The sequence below is a fragment of the Gordonia sp. IEGM753 genome (assembly GCF_050321825.1).
In the GTDB taxonomy this organism is placed as follows: Bacteria; Pseudomonadota; Gammaproteobacteria; order Pseudomonadales; family Pseudomonadaceae; genus Aquipseudomonas.
This window is the reverse complement of the sequence record NZ_JBNQGB010000007.1, coordinates 34,015-46,707: the sequence shown is the minus strand read 5'-3', so window position 1 is coordinate 46,707 and position 12,693 is coordinate 34,015. Positions and strand designations below refer to the sequence as shown.

Here is a 12,693-nt window from a genome sequence, read left to right as displayed (position 1 = left end):
GAATCAGTCCATGCTAGAAGCGCTCTCCATCTCCCTGAACAAAGCAGCCGTGCTCGGGTTTGTCTCGTACATCCTCGGCGCCGCCGTGTTGTTCGCGCTCTTCCAGTTCATCTACACCCGGATCACTCCGCACAAGGAGTTCGAACTGATCCGTTCGGGTAACGTTGCGGCGGCGATCGCGCTGGGCGGCGCCATCATCGGTTTCGCCATTCCGGCCAGCAATGTGATCGCTTACTCGATCAGCATTCTCGATTTCGTCGTCTGGGCCGTCATCGCAGCGTTCGTCCAACTGCTGGCGTTTCTGGTCACCAGCCTGGTACTCAAAGGCCTCTCTGAACGCATCCGCAAAGGTGAAATCGCCGCAGGCATCTACGTGGCAGCCGTGGCCATCAGCGTCGGCATGTTGAACGCCGCGTGCATGACTCCCTCCCAGAACTGATGGCGCACGGAGCTCCCGATGAAACGAAGCAAGTACGTTCAGTTGTCGCTGGCAGCATCGGTCGCCATGGCGATATCAGGCTGCGGACCGACGGAAAAAACCTACTCGGTACAGAAGAAGTACAACTTCCAGTCCGTCCAGCAGTGCGCCGATGAAAAACTACCGGTGGACGTCTGCTCTGACGCCTATATGACCGCCATGGCCGAGCATCGCCGCATTGCGCCGGTGTACGATAACCAGGCAGATTGTGATGCCGACTTTGTCGCCGACTGGTGCCAGCAGGACTCCGCCGGCAAATTCATCCCGAAGCTGGGGGGGTTCGAACTGACTGCCGATGGCCAGGTTACCCAAGCTCAAGTAGACGCCGCGAAGGCTCAATTGCCAGCCTCGGAAGCGAACAGCGGCGGTTCAGGGTTCTCCGGCACCGGGCTGCTGACCGGCCTGCTGATTGGCAATATGCTGAGCAATAACCGCAACAGCTATTACTCCCAGCCGGTGTATCGCTATCGCGACGATCGCGGTAATTACGCCTCCTCTACGCTTAACCAGCGGATTTCGAAGGGTTCGACTTTTACCAAGTCTAATCAGGCGAGATATGGCAGCAGCAACTACTCCGACTCCATCCGTTCCGCCAGCAAGCCTGTTTCCGTTGCCTCGTCCACCTCCCGTGGTGGCTTCGGCAGCAAGGCCAGCGCTCGCAGCGGTTGGGGTGGCGGCGGGTCGAGTAGTTAAGGAAACAGGGCCATGAAGAAAATTCTCTGCGCCGAGCGCCATGACTGGAAACAGACCGCCGACAGTCTCGGATTTCTGTTCCACACCATCGACAACGAGCCCTATTGGGACGAAAGCGCGTATTACCAGTTCACGCTCAAGCAGATCGAGAACGATCTCGAGGACCCAACCACCGAGATTCATGAGATGTGCATGGACCTGGTGGCCCGTGTGATTCAGAGCGAGGAGTTGCTGGAGCGCCTGAGCATTCCCGCGTCGTTCTTCGACATGATTCGGACCTCATGGCTCGACGGCCATCCGCATCTGTATGGGCGCATGGATTTCTCCTACAACGGCAGCGGGCCGGCCAAACTGCTGGAGCTTAACTACGACACGCCAACCAGCCTGTATGAGGCCGCCGCATTTCAGTGGGGCTGGCTGGAGCAATGCATCGAGCGCGGATTGCTGCCCCGGCATGCCGACCAGTTCAACAGCATCGACACCAAACTGCATCAGGCCTTTGCTCAACTGCAGCTCAAACAGCCCTTCTATTTCGCGTCGATGAAGGACTCGGTCGAGGACAAAGGCACCACCGACTACTTGCGCCTGGTCGCGGAAAAGGTCGGCATCGAATCACGGCACATCGACATCGAGGACATCGGCCTTACCAGCGATGGACGCTTCGTCGATCTCGAAGATCGCTGGATTCCTCACCTATTCAAGCTGCACGCCTGGGAATTCATCTTCCACGAGCCCTTCGGCGCGGCGATTGCCCTGAGCGATACACAGTTTTTCGAGCCGGCCTGGAAATCGGTCATCTCCAACAAGGGCATTCTGCCGCTGCTGTGGGAGTTCAACAAAGGCCACCCAAACCTGCTCGCGGCGCACTTGGATACCGCACCGGACAAAGCCGTTCCCAAGGGCTGGGTGCGCAAGCCCTATTTCTCCCGCGAAGGTGCCAACATCGAACTGCAAACTGCAGATGGCCTGATCGTTAAAGAGGATGGTCCCTACACAGACGCGCCGTTTATCCTTCAGGAATTCGCGCCACTGCCCAAATTTGGCGAGAGCTATACGCTGGTCGGCTCTTGGGTGGTCGGCGATCAGGCGGCGGGCATCGGCGTGCGGGAAGACAACAGCCTGATCACCAAGGATTCGAGCCGTTTCCTGCCGCACCTCATTCTCGATTGACAGACCTTTCGCTCTGAACCAAGGCTCGATGCTGCCACCACGGACCTTTTAATCGCAAAGAAAACAAAAAACCCGTACTCCAGTTGGCTTCGACCAGGGCACGGGTTGTTTTTTGCCTGTGATGTTTACTGCAAATCGGCTTTCAAGCGTTCACCCGCATAAGCCTGCGCCGCTTTTGCCTTGGTCACGACCGCGGCAGTACCGAAGAACTCGTGCGTGACGTTAGGGTAAACCTGGCGCTCGACCGGCGTGCCCGCCGAACGCAATGCCGTTTCCAGCAATGCGCCGTCATCACGAAGTGGATCAACTTCAGCATTGATTATGGTAACCGGCGGCAAGCCCTGCAGATTGGCGTGAACCAGATCGATGCGCGGGTCTTTCAAATCAGCAGGACTTTTGGTGACCTGGCTGATGAACCACAACATCATTGGACGGTTCAGCGGCACCGCGTCGGCGTACTTCTGATAGGACTCGGTTTGCATATTGGTTTGAGCCACCGGATAAATCGCCAGCACGTGTTTAGGCTGGGTAAGCCCGGATTTTTTGGCCGCAATCGCAGTCGCTACAGCGAGATTGCCGCCAGCGCTTTCACCGGCGATCGCCAACCGTTGCGGATCGCCATTGAGGCTCTTGGCATTCGCCGCAACCCAGCGGTAAGCAGCAAGCGCATCGTCATGCGCCGCCGGGAATTTATTCTCCGGCGCCAGACGATAATCAACCGACACCACAATCGCATTGGCTTCTTTTGCGATGCCACGAGCGCCACCGTCGTAGACTTTTCGATCGGCAAACACCCAACCGCCACCGTGGAAATACAAGATCACCGGAAACGGTCCAGGACCGTCAGGCGTGTATACCGTCGTCGGCATGGCGCCCGCCGCCCCCGGCACTGTTCGTTCTGTAGTGGTTACACCCGGGACCAGCACTGCGGGGTTGCTGTCCTGTCCCTTGTCGGCCAAAACACCTTTCACCGCATCGGCAATAGTCGGCTGCTTTCGAGCCTCGACCGGGGTGATTTTCTCAACGGCCTTGCCATCGAAGCTGGAGAATTTATTCAACACTGTTTGCATATCCGAATCGGTGCGCACCAGGCTTTTGGCGCTGCTGACGGTAAGGTCGGTGAGCGATTGTTTTTCCGGGTCCCGCGCGCAGCCTCCTAGCGCAAACGCAACGCTTAAGGCACACAAAACAAACATGGGAGTATTTCGGCGCTTCAAGTTTGTCAGCATAGATTTCTCCGGGCAATCCAGTAGAGAGCGCTCGACATGGATAACGAGCCGCCCTTCAAGGTCTGTCCCACAGCGCCGTGCCAGCGTTCAAAAAACTCTCAGAAACAGCCGACAAACGGTTCCAGTCGGGTATCGACCCGGCATCTCGTCAACGCACTTGAACCGCTCGCTATCCGCACCAGTCACCCATAAAGAGTTCGTTAGCCTCATGACCTGATCGGAGTCGCTGAAATGACCACTACCCTGACTGTCCGCCCCTTGATATTTGAGCCCTCGTTTGAAGTAATCCCGCCCGATGAAGGGCAAACCAGTCTGGAGCTTGTGGAGGCGATGCGTTCTATTCTGGAAACAACCTACAAAGATTACGGACACGCCGTACGCAGTGTGCATGCCAAGGCCCACGGACTGTTGCATGGCGAGATTCAAGTTCTCGATGGCTTGCCGCTTGAACTGGCTCAAGGAGTCTTCGCTCAACCCGGTCGCCTGCCCGTAGCGATACGTTTTTCCACCAACCCAGGCGATATCCTGGACGACAAAATCTCAACGCCCCGCGGCATGGCGATCAAGATTATTGGTGTTGAAGGCGAGCGATTGCCCGGCAGTGAAAACGAAATTACCCAGGATTTCGTCCTGCAAAACGCCAAGGCGTTTACCGCGCCGGCCCCCAAGGCTTTTTTGAAAACGTTAAAGCTGTTGGCCAAAACCACTGACAAAATGCCCGGCACGAAGAAGGCCATGTCAGCTGTTTTTCGCGGACTGGAAACCATTGTCGAAGCCGCGGGCGGCGCCAGCGCAACGCTGAAAAGCCTGGGTGGTCACCCGCTTACACATCCTCTGGGCGAAACTTACTACAGCGTTGTTCCATTCCTGTACGGCCCTTACTACGCCAAGCTGAGCATCGTGCCGGTGACGCCCCAATTGACGGATTTAACCAACAGCGCTGTCGACCTCAACGACCGTCCGGACGGGTTGCGCGAGGCCATCGGAGCATATTTTTCGATACAGTCCGCCGTGTGGGAAGTCCGTATTCAATTGGCCACTGACCTTGAAAAAATGCCAATTGAAGACGCCTCGGTGGTTTGGCCTGAGGACGTCAGCCCTTTCATCGCGGTGGCCCGGATTGAAGTAGGTTCGCAATCATCCTGGTCTACCGAACGTGTCAGTGAAATTGACGACGGCATGGCATTCAGCCCGTGGCACGGTTTGGCATCACATCGACCGCTGGGAGGCGTCATGCGAGTACGCAAACCTTCTTATGAGCTATCGGCCGGCTTTCGCGGCCAACACAATGGCTGCCCCATGCACGAGCCGCGCGCGCTCAACGACGATTGATCGGCGCACATGAAAAAGCCTCCTGAGCTTGCGCTGCAGGAGGCTTTTTTTCGTTCGATTACTGCAGGCAGTATCAGAACGGGATGTCGTCATCAAAGCTGTCGAAGTCCGGAGCTGGCTGAGGAGCTGCCTGCTGTGGTGCCGGACGCGACTGTTGCGGTGCCGATTGTTGCGGAGCCGACTGCTGCGGACGCGGAGCTTGTTGGCGTGGGGCTGGAGCGGACTGCTGGTAGTTATTGCCCCCGCCTTGCTGCTCACCTTGTTGTGGGCGGCCACCCAGCAGTTGCATGGTGCCTTGCATGTCTACCACGATTTCAGTGGTGTAACGCTTGATGCCGTCTTTTTCCCATTCACGGGTCTGCAGTTTGCCTTCGATGTAGACCTGCGAACCTTTACGCAGGTATTCACCCGCGATTTCCGCAACTTTGCCGAACATCGAAACACGGTGCCATTCAGTCTTTTCGACTTTCTGACCGGTTTGCTTGTCAGTCCACTGTTCGCTGGTTGCCAGACTCAGGTTGGTCACGGCGTTACCGTTAGGCAAGTAGCGAACTTCGGGATCCTGGCCGCAAGTGCCGACCAATATGACTTTGTTAACCCCACGGGCCATAACGTTCTCCTAGGCTTCGCACGCTGTCGGGGCCGGGTTGTTCACCAGGCGCTCGAGGGTGGTGCGATCTAATAGTTCAGTGTCCAATTTGATGTAAATGGCCGCTTCATCAGCGACCACTACTGCATCTGTTACCCCTACGACGGCCTTCAGGCGCTCGACCAGACCCGCTTCGCGGATCGCCTCGGGCGACAACGGCAAACGCAAGCTCGTCACGTAGGGAGGTTCACGCATGGTAACAGCAAAGGCTAACCAGAGGGCAGCCAGCCCGGCGCATCCGAGGAAGACAACCGACAAACCGCCGTGCTGGTACATCCAACCGCCCATGATTCCGCCCAAAGCGGAACCGAGAAACTGGCTTGTGGAATAAACCCCCATTGCCGTGCCTTTGCCGCCGGCCGGTGAAACCTTGCTGATCAGCGATGGCAGCGACGCTTCCAGCAGATTGAACGCAGTGAAGAACACCACCGTACCAATGACCAGGGCCCGCAAGCTGTCGCCGAACTGCCAGAAGAATAGCTCAGTGAGCATCAGCGTCAGCACTGCGCCCAATAAAACTCGTTTCATTTTGCGTTTCTTCTCGCCGTAAATGATGAACGGGATCATGGCGAAGAAAGAAATCAGCAGCGCGGTCAGGTACACCCACCAATGCTGCTCCTTGGGCAGGCCGGCTTTTTCGACCAGCGCCAACGGCAACGCAACGAAGCTCGACATCAACATCGCGTGCAACACAAAAATGCCCAGGTCCAGACGCAACAGATCCGGGTGTTTCAGGGTAGGTATCAGCGCCTGACGTGCCACGCCGGATTCGCGATGCTGCAACGGCCCCGTGGAGCGCGGCACCATGAACATCACGATAACAATGCCCAACAGCGCCATGCCACCCGTGGCGAGGAACAAACCGGACAATCCGAAAGCCCGTGTCAGCAGCGGGCCAACGACCATTGCAACGGCGAACGACAGGCCTATCGTCATGCCGATCATGGCCATGGCTTTCGTGCGATGCTGCTCACGAGTCAGGTCTGAGAGCAACGCCATCACGGCAGCGGAAATTGCGCCGGCACCTTGCAGGACTCGTCCGGCAATCACGCCCCAGATCGAATCGGCATTAGCCGCCAGCACACTGCCGAGCGCAAAAACGATCAAGCCCAGGTAAATGACCGGACGGCGGCCGATGCGGTCGGAAACAAAGCCAAATGGAATCTGGAAGATCGCCTGGGTCAGGCCATAAGCGCCAATCGCCAGCCCGATCAGGGCCGGGGTCGCGCCTGCCAGATCCATCCCATAGGTCGCCAATACCGGCAACACCATGAACATGCCTAGCATACGGAATGCGAACACCAGAGCCAGACCGCTTGCTGCGCGGGTCTCACTGCCACTCATGCGTTCGCTGTGGGGATCGTGCATGGAAAAACCTCATGTGAACCGGCGGCGATTCTACCAGTCCCATCGATTGACGGGGTATATCGCGACGCTTTGCCGCGCATAGATGACGCAGTCTTCATGTAAGGCTACGTCGCCGTCATTTGATAGTGTGCATCCATCCAGTATTTGGCCGTATACTCCTACGTTTTCGACGCCCGCCAAGCGAGGCCACTTTGGACAAGATCCTGATTCGTGGGGCCCGAACCCACAACCTGAAGAACATCGACCTGACCCTGCCACGGGACAAACTGATCGTCATCACCGGCCTGTCCGGATCCGGCAAATCGTCCCTGGCCTTCGACACGCTATACGCCGAAGGTCAGCGCCGCTATGTAGAATCGCTGTCCGCATACGCCCGGCAGTTCCTGTCGATGATGGAAAAACCTGACGTCGACACCATCGAAGGTTTGTCGCCAGCCATTTCCATCGAGCAAAAGTCGACCTCGCACAACCCGCGCTCAACGGTCGGCACCATCACTGAAATCTACGATTACCTGCGCCTGCTTTACGCTCGCGTGGGTATTCCACGTTGCCCCGATCACGACATTCCGCTGGAAGCGCAAACCGTCAGCCAGATGGTTGACCTTGTTCTGGCACAGCCCGAAGGCAGCAAACTTATGCTGCTGGCCCCGGTGATCCGTGAACGCAAGGGTGAGCATCTCTCGGTTTTCGAAGAGCTGCGTGCGCAAGGCTTTGTGCGTGCTCGCGTCAACGGCAGGTTATGTGAGCTGGACGAACTGCCGAAGCTCGACAAGCAGAAGAAGCATTCGATTGATGTGGTGGTCGACCGCTTCAAGGTTCGCGCCGATCTGCAACAGCGTCTGGCTGAATCCTTCGAAACCGCGCTGAAACTGGCAGACGGCATCGCCCTCGTTGCACCGATGGATGACGAACCGGGCGAAGAGATGATCTTCTCCGCGCGCTTCGCTTGCCCGATTTGCGGTCATGCGATCAGTGAACTGGAACCCAAATTGTTTTCCTTCAACAACCCCGCTGGCGCGTGCCCAACGTGCGACGGGCTTGGCGTAAAGCAATTCTTCGACATCAAGCGACTGGTCAACGGCGAACTGACATTGGCCGAAGGCGCGATTCGTGGCTGGGACCGGCGCAATGTTTATTACTTCCAGATGCTCGGGTCGCTGGCTTCGCACTACAAATTCAGCCTTGAAGTGCCATTTAATGACCTGCCCGCCGATCAGCAGAAGCAAATCCTGCACGGCAGCGGCTCGCAGAACGTCGACTTCAAATACCTGAATGATCGTGGCGATATCGTCAAACGCTCGCACCCATTCGAAGGCATCGTACCGAACCTGGAGCGTCGCTATCGCGAGACCGAGTCGGCCTCTGTACGTGAAGAACTGGCCAAGTTCCTTAGCACTCAGCCTTGCCCGGACTGCCGCGGCACGCGCCTGCGTCGTGAAGCGCGGCACGTTTGGGTTGGCGAGAAGACCCTACCGGCCGTCACCAATCTGCCGATCGGCGATGCCTGTGAATATTTCGGCGGCCTGAAGCTGACGGGACGTCGCGGTGAAATTGCCGACAAGATTCTCAAGGAAATCCGCGAGCGACTGCAGTTCCTGGTCAACGTAGGCCTGGATTATCTGTCGCTGGACCGCAGTGCCGACACCTTATCCGGCGGTGAGGCCCAGCGTATTCGCCTGGCCAGCCAGATCGGCGCCGGTCTGGTGGGCGTTCTTTACATCCTCGACGAACCGTCGATTGGTCTGCACCAGCGTGATAACGACCGACTGCTTGGCACCCTCAAGCATCTGCGCGATATCGGTAACACGGTCATCGTGGTCGAGCACGACGAAGATGCCATTCGACTCGCAGATTACGTGGTCGATATTGGCCCTGGCGCTGGCGTTCACGGCGGCCATATTGTCGCCGAAGGTACACCAGCGGAAGTGATGGCTCACCCTGACTCCCTGACAGGTAAATACTTGTCGGGCCGCGTAAAAATCGCGGTTCCGGCCAAGCGCACCCCTCGTAACAAGAAGTTGTCGTTGTCGCTCAAGGGCGCTCGCGGCAACAACTTGCGCAATGTCGACCTGGACATTCCTATCGGCCTGTTGACTTGCGTGACCGGTGTTTCAGGCTCCGGCAAATCGACCCTGATCAACAACACACTGTTCCCGTTAAGCGCTACCGCACTCAACGGCGCAACAACTCTGGAGGCTGCCGCTCACGACAGCATCAAGGGCCTTGAACACCTGGATAAAGTGGTTGATATCGACCAAAGCCCGATCGGTCGTACACCGCGCTCGAACCCGGCAACTTATACCGGACTGTTCACGCCGATTCGCGAGCTATTCGCCGGCGTACCCGAGTCTCGGTCCCGTGGTTATGGACCCGGGCGCTTCTCCTTCAACGTGAAGGGTGGACGTTGCGAAGCGTGCCAAGGCGACGGCTTGATCAAAGTAGAAATGCACTTCCTGCCGGACATCTACGTTCCGTGCGACGTCTGCAAGAGCAAGCGCTACAACCGCGAAACTCTGGAGATCAAGTACAAGGGCAAGAGCATCCACGAGACCCTCGAAATGACTATCGAGGAAGCTCGGGTGTTCTTCGATGCAGTTCCGGCTTTGGCGCGCAAACTGCAGACGCTGATGGACGTTGGCTTGTCCTACATCAAGCTTGGGCAGTCAGCTACCACGCTGTCCGGCGGTGAAGCGCAGCGAGTCAAACTTTCCCGCGAGCTGTCCAAACGCGATACCGGCAAGACGCTGTATATCCTCGATGAGCCGACCACCGGTTTGCACTTCGCTGATATTCAGCAATTGCTCGATGTTCTGCATCGCCTGCGCGACCACGGCAATACTGTCGTAGTTATCGAGCATAACCTCGACGTCATCAAAACAGCGGACTGGCTGGTAGACCTTGGACCTGAAGGCGGCTCCAAAGGCGGACAGATCATTGCCGTCGGCACTCCTGAGGACGTGGCCGAGATGAAGCAATCGCACACAGGCTTCTATCTCAAGCCGCTGCTGGCTCGCGACAAAGCCTGATTCAAGGCCACGAAAAAGCCCCTGTCACGTACACAGTGACAGGGGCTTTTTTTATAGCCTTTGGAAAAATTAAAACTGCGACTGCAGGTAATTTTCCAAACCGACAAGTTTGATCAGACCTAACTGCTTCTCGAGCCAATAGGTGTGATCTTCTTCGGTGTCATTAAGCTGAATACGCAAGATCTCGCGACTGACGTAATCCTTGTGCTGCTCGCAGAGCTCAATGCCTTTGCAGAGTGCAGCGCGAACTTTGTATTCGAGGCGCAGATCGGCAGCCAGCATGTCCGGCACGGTGGTGCCAACATCCAGGTCATCAGGACGCATGCGAGGCGTGCCTTCAAGCATCAGGATCCGACGCATAAGAGCGTCCGCGTGCTGCGCTTCTTCTTCCATCTCGTGATTGATACGTTCGTAGAGCTCGGTGAAACCCCAGTCCTCATACATCCGCGAATGAACGAAATATTGATCACGCGCAGCCAGTTCGCCGGTCAGCAACGTGTTGAGGTAATCGATTACGTCTGGGTGGCCTTGCATCGCCCTACATCTCCCTACTTCAAAGTCTGTAGTTTGAACCAACCGGACTGTCCGGTCACTCCGTTTACGCGATAAAAGCGAAGATATTCTGAGAAAAGTAGTTTAAATAGCGCAAAAACCGCCCAAATGAGGGCGGTTCTGCTTCTCGTTTAGACTTCGTTAATCTGTACGTTGAGTGCCTTTGCGATTGCTTCTCCATACGCCGGATCGGCTTTGAAAAAATGCTGCAATTGACGATCAACGACGTCACTGGAAACCCCGGCCATGGCGCCGGCGATATTGCTGACCAGCAGGGATTTCTGCTCAGCACTCATCAAACGGTACAACGCGCCGGCGTGACTGTAGTAGTCGGTGTCTTCGCGATGATCGTAGCGATCAGCTGCGCCACTGAGTGCTAAAGCAGGTTCTGCATAGCGAGGCGCTTGCTTTGGCGACTCTACGTAGCTGTTTGGCTCGTAATTAGGCGCTGCACCGCCATTGCTGCCGAACGCCATGGAACCATCGCGCTGGTAACTGTTTACGACGTTGCGCGGTGCGTTCACCGGCAATTGCTGATGGTTGGTGCCAACACGGTAGCGATGAGCATCAGCGTAAGCAAACACACGACCTTGCAGCATACGGTCCGGGGACAAACCAACTCCGGGGACCATGTTGCTTGGACCAAACGCCGCTTGCTCAACCTCGGCAAAGTAGTTCTGCGGGTTGCGATTGAGTTCCAGCTCACCCACTTCAATCAGCGGAAACTCTTTCTGCGACCACGTCTTGGTCACATCGAACGGATTCTCGTAGTGCGCCGCGGCTTGCGCCTCGGTCATGATCTGAATACACACACGCCATTTAGGGAAGTCACCGCGCTCAATCGCACCGAACAAATCACGCTGAGCGTAATCAGGATCGGTGCCTGCGAGACGAGCAGCCTCTGCGGGCGCGAGGTTCTTGATCCCTTGCTGGGTCTTGTAGTGCCATTTGACCCAGTGACGCTCATCCGAAGCGTTGATCAGGCTGTAGGTATGACTACCAAACCCGTGCATGTGACGGTACCCATCCGGGATCCCGCGGTCCGAAAACAGTATGGTGACCTGGTGCAGCGCCTCCGGTGAGTGTGACCAAAAATCCCACATCATCTGCGCGCTTTTGAGATTGCTTTGCGGCAAGCGTTTTTGGGTGTGGATAAAATCCGGAAACTTCAGGGGGTCACGGATGAAGAACACCGGTGTGTTGTTACCGACGATGTCCCAGTTACCTTCCTCGGTGTAAAACTTAAGAGCAAAGCCGCGCGGATCCCGTTCGGTATCAGCAGAGCCGCGCTCGCCACCCACGGTGGAAAAGCGCAAGAAAGTTGGCGTTTGCTTACCGACGGACTCAAAAAGCTTTGCACTGGTGTACTCGCGGATATCACGAGTGACAGTGAACTTACCGTAAGCGCCCGAGCCTTTAGCGTGAACGCGACGCTCTGGGATGTTTTCACGATTGAAGTGTGCAAGCTTCTCGATCAGGTGGAAGTCGTCAAGAAGCAGTGGGCCCCGAGGGCCAGCAGAGCGAGAATTCTGGTTATCGGCGACTGGAGCGCCGCTAGCGGTGGTAAGCGTCTTGTATTGGCTCATGCGATCTATCCTTTGTCAGTCTTCAACTGCCGGCTAATCGGCTGAAAAGGAGTATTGATCAGAAACGTTACACCTTCAAATTCATTAACTTGTAAGTGTCGATAGAAAATAACTAATAAAGAGAATGTTGTTCGCTAAAGAAAACTTTTCGAGCGCACACAAAAAACCGGGCTCAAGGCCCGGTTTTTCGTTTCAGACTGACGTCTTACTCAGCGGATACAGCTTCACCGCCAACTGGACGATCAACCAACTCGACGTACGCCATAGGCGCGTTGTCGCCAGTGCGGAAGCCGCACTTGAGGATGCGCAGGTAGCCACCCTCACGGGTAGCGTAACGCTTGCCCAGGTCGTTGAAGAGCTTACCAACGATAGCTTTCGAACGAGTACGGTCGAAAGCCAAACGGCGGTTAGCCAGGCTGTCTGTCTTGGCCAAAGTGATCAGCGGCTCAGCAACGCGACGCAGTTCTTTAGCTTTCGGCAGTGTAGTTTTGATCAGCTCGTGCTCGAACAGCGACACTGCCATGTTTTGAAACATGGCCTTGCGGTGCGAGCTAGTGCGGCTCAGGTGACGACCACTTTTACGATGACGCATGGTTCATTCCTTACCAAA

11 protein-coding genes are annotated in these 12,693 nt (G+C 56.5%); 5 read left to right on the top strand and 6 right to left on the bottom strand.

Translation table 11 applies throughout. From position 1 onward, the window contains the following. Positions 1-10 precede the first annotated feature (10 nt). From ACQR3R_RS25855 to ACQR3R_RS25845, 3 genes are read left to right on the top strand one after another with little or no spacing between them, the layout of a single operon-like run. Complete coding sequence (locus ACQR3R_RS25855) at positions 11-439, top strand: DUF350 domain-containing protein (protein WP_428276713.1); 429 nt, start codon at positions 11-13, stop codon at positions 437-439. Positions 440-457: 18 nt separating this feature from the next. Next, complete coding sequence (locus tag ACQR3R_RS25850) at positions 458-1,171, top strand: DUF1190 domain-containing protein (protein ID WP_428276711.1); 714 nt, start codon at positions 458-460, stop codon at positions 1,169-1,171. A 12-nt stretch (positions 1,172-1,183) separates the two neighbouring features. Beyond that, a complete protein-coding gene (locus tag ACQR3R_RS25845; protein ID WP_428276709.1) occupies positions 1,184-2,341 on the top strand; it encodes a glutathionylspermidine synthase family protein in 1,158 nt (385 codons plus the stop codon). Between the two features lie 125 nt (positions 2,342-2,466). Here ACQR3R_RS25845 and ACQR3R_RS25840 read toward each other — a convergent pair whose 3' ends face one another. After that, a complete protein-coding gene (locus tag ACQR3R_RS25840; RefSeq protein ID WP_428276707.1) occupies positions 2,467-3,537 on the bottom strand; it encodes an alpha/beta hydrolase fold domain-containing protein in 1,071 nt (356 codons plus the stop codon). 264 nt (positions 3,538-3,801) lie between these two features. Between ACQR3R_RS25840 and ACQR3R_RS25835 the strand changes: the two genes are divergently transcribed. Next, complete coding sequence (locus ACQR3R_RS25835) at positions 3,802-4,902, top strand: catalase family protein (protein ID WP_428276705.1); 1,101 nt, start codon at positions 3,802-3,804, stop codon at positions 4,900-4,902. 73 nt (positions 4,903-4,975) lie between these two features. Here ACQR3R_RS25835 and ACQR3R_RS25830 read toward each other — a convergent pair whose 3' ends face one another. Together ACQR3R_RS25830 and ACQR3R_RS25825 are read right to left on the bottom strand one after the other, a co-directional pair. Further along, entirely contained in the window at positions 4,976-5,512 is a 537-nt protein-coding gene (locus ACQR3R_RS25830) for a single-stranded DNA-binding protein (protein WP_428276703.1), read from the bottom strand. A gap of 9 nt (positions 5,513-5,521) precedes the next feature. Continuing rightward, entirely contained in the window at positions 5,522-6,919 is a 1,398-nt protein-coding gene (locus tag ACQR3R_RS25825) for an MFS transporter (protein WP_428276701.1), read from the bottom strand. A gap of 191 nt (positions 6,920-7,110) precedes the next feature. Here ACQR3R_RS25825 and uvrA point away from each other — a divergent pair, with 191 nt between their 5' ends. Continuing rightward, positions 7,111-9,945, top strand: a complete 2,835-nt coding sequence (gene uvrA, locus ACQR3R_RS25820) for an excinuclease ABC subunit UvrA (RefSeq protein WP_428276699.1) — start codon at positions 7,111-7,113, stop codon at positions 9,943-9,945. A 69-nt stretch (positions 9,946-10,014) separates the two neighbouring features. Here uvrA and bfr read toward each other — a convergent pair whose 3' ends face one another. From bfr to rplQ, 3 genes are all read right to left on the bottom strand, one after another. Continuing rightward, positions 10,015-10,479, bottom strand: coding sequence for a bacterioferritin (gene bfr, locus ACQR3R_RS25815; RefSeq protein WP_428276697.1), 465 nt, complete (start codon positions 10,477-10,479; stop codon positions 10,015-10,017). Positions 10,480-10,628: 149 nt separating this feature from the next. Then, a complete protein-coding gene (locus ACQR3R_RS25810; protein WP_428276695.1) occupies positions 10,629-12,083 on the bottom strand; it encodes a catalase in 1,455 nt (484 codons plus the stop codon). 205 nt (positions 12,084-12,288) lie between these two features. Beyond that, on the bottom strand, positions 12,289-12,675 hold the full coding sequence (gene rplQ / locus ACQR3R_RS25805) for a 50S ribosomal protein L17 (protein ID WP_007896790.1): 387 nt from the start codon (positions 12,673-12,675) through the stop codon (positions 12,289-12,291). Between the last annotated feature and the right edge of the window lie 18 nt (positions 12,676-12,693).

Excerpts from the sequence above, each read along its gene's own strand:
- rplQ (WP_007896790.1), bottom strand. The coding sequence starts at position 12,675 with ATGCGTCATCGTAAAAGTGGTCGTCACCTGAGCCGCACTAGCTCGCAC.
- ACQR3R_RS25825 (WP_428276701.1), bottom strand. The coding sequence starts at position 6,919 with ATGCACGATCCCCACAGCGAACGCATGAGTGGCAGTGAGACCCGCGCA.
- ACQR3R_RS25830 (WP_428276703.1), bottom strand. The coding sequence starts at position 5,512 with ATGGCCCGTGGGGTTAACAAAGTCATATTGGTCGGCACTTGCGGCCAG.
- ACQR3R_RS25850 (WP_428276711.1), top strand. The coding sequence starts at position 458 with ATGAAACGAAGCAAGTACGTTCAGTTGTCGCTGGCAGCATCGGTCGCC.
- ACQR3R_RS25840 (WP_428276707.1), bottom strand. The coding sequence starts at position 3,537 with ATGTTTGTTTTGTGTGCCTTAAGCGTTGCGTTTGCGCTAGGAGGCTGC.
- bfr (WP_428276697.1), bottom strand. The coding sequence starts at position 10,479 with ATGCAAGGCCACCCAGACGTAATCGATTACCTCAACACGTTGCTGACC.
- ACQR3R_RS25855 (WP_428276713.1), top strand. The coding sequence starts at position 11 with ATGCTAGAAGCGCTCTCCATCTCCCTGAACAAAGCAGCCGTGCTCGGG.
- ACQR3R_RS25845 (WP_428276709.1), top strand. The coding sequence starts at position 1,184 with ATGAAGAAAATTCTCTGCGCCGAGCGCCATGACTGGAAACAGACCGCC.
- ACQR3R_RS25835 (WP_428276705.1), top strand. The coding sequence starts at position 3,802 with ATGACCACTACCCTGACTGTCCGCCCCTTGATATTTGAGCCCTCGTTT.
- ACQR3R_RS25810 (WP_428276695.1), bottom strand. The coding sequence starts at position 12,083 with ATGAGCCAATACAAGACGCTTACCACCGCTAGCGGCGCTCCAGTCGCC.